The following is a 4,936-nucleotide window of genomic DNA, read 5'->3' as shown; positions in this document are numbered from 1 at the left end:
CGCCCGTCCCGCCCAGCGTAAAGCTCGGGCGGATCACCACCGGGAAACCGCTGGAGCCGGTCTCTTCGGCGATGCGGCGCTGCACTTCCCAGGCTTCGTCCATGGAATGCGCCACGCCCGACTTGGCCGACTCCAGGCCGATGCGGGTCATCGCTTCCTTGAACTTCTGGCGATCCTCGGCCTTCTCGATGGCTTCCGCGTTGGCGCCGATCAATTCGACGCCATACTTGGCCAGCACCCCGTGGCGGTCGAGATCCAGCGCGCAGTTGAGCGCGGTCTGTCCGCCCATGGTGGGCAGCAGCGCGTCGGGACGCTCCTTCTCGATGATTTTTTCCACCACCTGCCAGGTGATCGGCTCGATGTAGGTGACGTCGGCCGTCTCCGGGTCCGTCATGATCGTGGCCGGATTGCTGTTGACCAGGATCACCTTGTACCCCTCGGCCTTCAGCGCCTTGCAGGCCTGCGCGCCGGAGTAGTCGAACTCGCACGCCTGGCCGATGACGATCGGGCCTGCGCCGATGATGAGAATGCTTTGAATATCTGTACGCTTGGGCATGATGGTACGGTCAACCTTGTTGTTCGACGCGCTTCGGGAAGCGAGAGGCCTGACGCCGGTGCGGCCTGCTTGGCGTGCCGCGGATGCGGCCTCGCCGCTCCGCCGGCACCACCCCTACGGGAGAGAAAGAAGCGCGCAGGAGTGAGTTCATCCTTTGCTGTTTTGCATCAGGTGCGCGAACCGATCGAACAGCTCGATGATGTCGTGCGGGCCGGGGCTGGCCTCGGGATGGCCCTGGAAGCAGAACGCAGGGCGATCGGTCAATTCGAAGCCCTGCAGCGAACCGTCGAACAGCGACACGTGCGTGACGCGCGCATTGGCCGGCAAGGTCGCGGGATCGACGGCAAAGCCGTGGTTCTGGCTGGTAATGAACACCCGGCCGGTGGTGACGTCCTTGACCGGGTGGTTGGCGCCGTGGTGCCCCAGCTTCATCTTGAGCGTCTTCGCGCCCACCGCCAACCCCATGATCTGGTGTCCCAGGCAGATGCCGAACAGCGGGATCTTGCGCTCGAGGCAGACGCGCGCGGCCTCGATGGCATAGTCGCAGGGCTCGGGATCGCCAGGGCCGTTGGCCAGGAACACGCCGTCGGGGTTCAGCGCAAGCACGTCCGCCACCGGCGTCTGGGCGGGCACCACGGTCACGCGGCAGCCGCGGTCGACCAGCAGGCGCAGGATGTTCCACTTCACGCCGAAGTCATAGGCCACGACGTGGAAACGACCGTCGCCCCTGGGCGCATGGCCGGCTCCCAGTTTCCATACGCCCTCGCCCCACTCAAAGGACTCCCCGACCGAGACCACCTTGGCCAGGTCCAGCCCCGACATGCCGGGAAACTCGCGCGCCAGCCGCAGGGCCTCCTGCTCGTCGCTGCCCACGTACACGCAGCCATTCTGGGCGCCTTGGTCGCGCAGGATGCGGGTAAGCTTGCGGGTGTCGATCCCGGCGATGCCCACCACGTTCTGCTCGACCAGATATTCCGACAGCGAGCGCTGCGCGCGGAAGTTCGAGACGATCAAGGAATAGTCGCGCACCACCAGGGCGGCGGCATGGATCTTGGCCGCTTCGCGGTCTTCGTCATTGATCCCGACGTTGCCGATGTGCGGGTAAGTAAGCGTTACGATCTGGCGGCTGTAGCTGGGATCCGTCAGGATCTCCTGATACCCTGTGATGGCGGTATTGAATACGACTTCGCCCACGGCATGCCCCGGCGCGCCGATGGACGTGCCACGAAAGATCGTGCCGTCGGCAAGCGCCAGTATCGCGGGAGTAGTCTCGGGAAAGAGAGACGGCAGCAAGAGAGAATCTCCGAGTCGAGTCCTCCTCCCGAGGGTACGCCAACGGGCGCCGCAGCCGCCTCGGCCGCTCGCGCGCAGCCGCGCTTGCGCTGGGCTGGTGCGGTTGACGGCTAGCCGGCTTTGCCTGGTCATTCGCGGCACCGCTGAGTCGCCCACGCAAGGGAAACGCGCGGGCGGGCGGGTCTGCCATGGCAGCAGAGTGGGTACGCGCTAGGGAAGGACGTGAAATGTGAACGTCAAACCTTACAATTATAACCCATGGAACAAGAACTAACGGAGGAACCGTGTCCAACCAGCTTGAATCCCTGAGGCGCCATACGGTCGTGGTGGCCGACACCGGCGATTTCGAAGCCATGCGGGCCTTCCGCCCCACCGACGCGACCACGAACCCGTCGCTCATCCTCAAGGCGGTACAAAAAGAGGCCTACCGCCCGCTGCTGGAGCGCACCGTCCGCGATTTCCGCAGTGCATCGGCAGCGGAATTGATGGACCGGCTGCTCGTGGCCTTCGGCATCGAAATCCTGGGCATCGTACCTGGCCGGGTTTCGACCGAGGTGGACGCCCGGTTGTCCTTCGACACCCGCGCCACGATCGAACGCGCGCGCTCCATTATCGCTTGCTACGAGGCCGCCGGCATACCCCGCGAACGGGTGCTGATCAAGATCGCCTCTACCTGGGAAGGCATCCAGGCTGCACGCGTCCTGCAGTCGGAGGGCATACGCTGCAACATGACGCTGCTTTTCTCCCTCGTCCAGGCGGCGGCCTGCGCCGACGCGGCGGTCCAGCTCATCTCGCCTTTCGTCGGCCGCATCTACGATTGGCACAAAAGGGCGCTGGGCGCACAATGGGACGAGGCGAAATACGGCGGCGCGAACGATCCTGGCGTGCAGTCGGTCACCCGCATCTACCAGTACTACAAGAAGCACGGCATCGCCACCGAAATCATGGGTGCCAGCTTCCGCAACACCGGCCAGATCCTCGCCCTGGCAGGCTGCGACCTGCTCACGATCAGCCCCGAGCTGCTGGCCGAGCTGGAAGGCGCGCAGGGCGACGTGCCGGCCAGGTTGACGCCTGAGCTGGCCCAGGCCGCCGACATCCCTCGCGCGGACGTCTCCGAGGTCGCGTTCCGCACCCAATTGAACGAGGACGCCATGGCGACCGAAAAACTGGCCGAGGGCATACGCGTATTCGCCGCGGACGCCGTCCGCCTGGACGCCATCATCGAGCAAGCGCGCGGATGAACGGACTCACGAACGCATGACGACATCCGACATCGAACGGCGGCTGACTGAGCTGGAAATCAAGGCAGGCTTCGCGGAAGACCTACTGGACCGTCTCAACCAGACCGTTTTTCGCCAACAGCAACAGATCGAGCAACTGGCGCGCGAGCTGTCGGCCCTGCGCAAGCAGATAGCCGATGCGGCGGTGCCTGGCGCGCCGCGCAGCCTGCGCGACGAAATCCCGCCTCACTACTGACCCGCCACGAGGCGAGCCCGCGCCGGTTGGCCCCGGGCGGGCACCGCGGCTACGGTGCCCGCCGGTCCATCAGCGCCCAGGCGATAGTCCCGGCGTCCACGTACTCCAGTTCGCTGCCCGCCGGCACCCCCCGCGCCAGCCGCGTGACGCCCAGGCCCCGGGCGCGCAGGGCCTCGGCCAGATAATGCGCGGTCGTCTCGCCCTCGGTCGTGAAATTGGTCGCCAGGATGACTTCCTTGACCTGACCGTCCGTGGCCCGCTCGATGAGGCGGTCGAACCCGATTTCATTCGGCCCCACCCCTTCGATCGGCGAGAGCCGACCCATCAGCACGAAATACAGGCCGTTGTAGCTGTGGCTCGCCTCGATCATGTTTTGGTCGGCCGGCGTTTCGACCACGCACAGCAGGGAGGCATCGCGCCGCGGGTTGGCGCAGGTCTCGCAGATCTCGGATTCGGTAAAGGTGTTGCAGCGCGCGCAGTGGCGCAGCCGGGAGACCGCATCCACCAGGGCCTGGCTGAGCAGGCGCGCGCCGTGCGGATCGTGCTGCAACAAATGGTAGGCCATGCGCTGGGCCGACTTGGCGCCCACGCCGGGAAGGCGCTTGAGTGCATCGACCAGCACCGACAGCGGCGCCGGCCCGACGAATTTGTCGGCGGCCATGGATCCCCGCTTAGAAAGGCAGCTTCATGCCCGGCGGCAGGGGCAACCCGGCCGTCAGCGAGGCCATTTTTTCCTGGCTGGCGGCCTCGGCCTTGCGCAAGGCGTCGTTGAACGCCGCGGCCACGAGGTCTTCGAGCATGTCCTTGTCGTCAGCCAGCAGGCTGGGGTCGATCTCGACCCGCTTGACGTCGTGGCGGCACGACATGGTCACCTTCACCAGACCGCCGCCCGATGCGCCTTCCACCAGCATCTCGGCCAGCGCCTCCTGGGCCTTTTTCATGTTTTCCTGCATTTGCTGCGCCTGGCGCATCAGGCCGGCAAGCTGTCCTTTCATCATGATGAAGTTCCTTGTTTGGGTTCGGGGGATACGGGGCGTATGGAGTCCGGGACGATCTGGCCGCCGAACTGATCGAGAAGATCCCGGACGAAGGGATCGTTCATGATGGCCTGCTCGGCGGCCTGCTGCCGCGCCTGACGCTCGGCCTCGGCCACCGCGAACGCCGTCGCGTCGCCGGTGTGGCCGATCTCGAAACGCAGCCGAACTGGCGTGCCGAAGTGCGCCTCCAGCACGCTGCGCAAGCGCTCGACCCCTGCACTTTCAGCCAGGGCGCGGGTCGCCACGCGCAACACGATGGTATGGCCTTCCACCCCCACCCACTCGCTTTGCTGGGCCAATTGGGCGGCAAGGCCTTTGATGGGCAGCCTGGCCGCCAAAACCGGCCAGGGCTCGTTGAGTTCGATCCCCGCCTGGGGCTCGGAGGCCGGGGCCACCGCATGGGCGCGGGGCGCAGCAGCGGCCTGGTCCTGCGCAGATGAAGCGGGCTGCTCGGGCTCGGCGCGTGCCGCCGGCTCGCCCCCGCGCGCCCCGGCCGCCGGGACCGCATCCGGCGCTTCGCCGCGGGGCGTGCGCGGCGCGGCCCCGGGGGCCGGCGCAGCGGGCGGGCCGGCGG

At 66.7% G+C, this 4,936-nt stretch carries 6 protein-coding genes and 1 pseudogene; 2 read left to right on the top strand and 5 right to left on the bottom strand.

Annotation, left to right across the window (positions count from 1 at the left end):
• Together carB and carA are read right to left on the bottom strand one after the other, a co-directional pair.
• A pseudogene (carB, locus tag IRZ12_RS15635) lies at positions 1–556 on the bottom strand (carbamoyl phosphate synthase large subunit); the annotation flags it as partial.
• Positions 557–703: 147 nt separating this feature from the next.
• Positions 704–1,849 carry a glutamine-hydrolyzing carbamoyl-phosphate synthase small subunit gene (gene carA, locus IRZ12_RS15630; RefSeq protein ID WP_296470332.1) on the bottom strand — a complete coding sequence of 382 codons (1,146 nt, stop codon included), beginning with the start codon at positions 1,847–1,849 and terminating at the stop codon, positions 704–706.
• 284 nt (positions 1,850–2,133) lie between these two features.
• Between carA and tal the strand changes: the two genes are divergently transcribed.
• Together tal and IRZ12_RS15620 are read left to right on the top strand one after the other, a co-directional pair.
• Positions 2,134–3,090 (top strand): transaldolase, encoded by a 957-nt coding sequence (gene tal, locus IRZ12_RS15625; RefSeq protein WP_296470331.1) that lies wholly within the window; start codon positions 2,134–2,136, stop codon positions 3,088–3,090.
• 16 nt (positions 3,091–3,106) lie between these two features.
• The gene (locus tag IRZ12_RS15620) at positions 3,107–3,325 is read left to right on the top strand and encodes a SlyX family protein (protein WP_296470329.1); all 219 of its coding nucleotides are present in this window, start codon (positions 3,107–3,109) and stop codon (positions 3,323–3,325) included.
• 49 nt (positions 3,326–3,374) lie between these two features.
• Here the strand turns inward: IRZ12_RS15620 and recR are convergent, their stop codons facing one another.
• The 3 genes from recR to IRZ12_RS15605 all read right to left on the bottom strand — a co-directional run.
• Entirely contained in the window at positions 3,375–3,986 is a 612-nt protein-coding gene (recR, locus tag IRZ12_RS15615) for a recombination mediator RecR (RefSeq protein WP_296470326.1), read from the bottom strand.
• Positions 3,987–3,996: 10 nt separating this feature from the next.
• Positions 3,997–4,323 carry a YbaB/EbfC family nucleoid-associated protein gene (locus IRZ12_RS15610; protein ID WP_296470323.1) on the bottom strand — a complete coding sequence of 109 codons (327 nt, stop codon included), beginning with the start codon at positions 4,321–4,323 and terminating at the stop codon, positions 3,997–3,999.
• A partial coding sequence (locus tag IRZ12_RS15605) for a DNA polymerase III subunit gamma/tau C-terminal domain-containing protein (protein ID WP_296470321.1) occupies positions 4,320–4,936 on the bottom strand: 617 nt, incomplete at its 5' end. The genes IRZ12_RS15605 and IRZ12_RS15610, both read right to left, overlap by 4 nt.

Origin of the sequence: Pigmentiphaga sp., assembly GCF_019689535.1 — a bacterium.
Taxonomy (GTDB): Bacteria; Pseudomonadota; Gammaproteobacteria; order Burkholderiales; family Burkholderiaceae_B; genus Pigmentiphaga.
This window is presented reverse-complemented; position numbering and strand designations above follow the sequence as displayed.

Coding starts and splice junctions, on each gene's coding strand:
- IRZ12_RS15620 (WP_296470329.1), top strand. CDS start 3,107: ATGACGACATCCGACATCGAACGGCGGCTGACTGAGCTGGAAATCAAG.
- recR (WP_296470326.1), bottom strand. CDS start 3,986: ATGGCCGCCGACAAATTCGTCGGGCCGGCGCCGCTGTCGGTGCTGGTC.
- IRZ12_RS15610 (WP_296470323.1), bottom strand. CDS start 4,323: ATGATGAAAGGACAGCTTGCCGGCCTGATGCGCCAGGCGCAGCAAATG.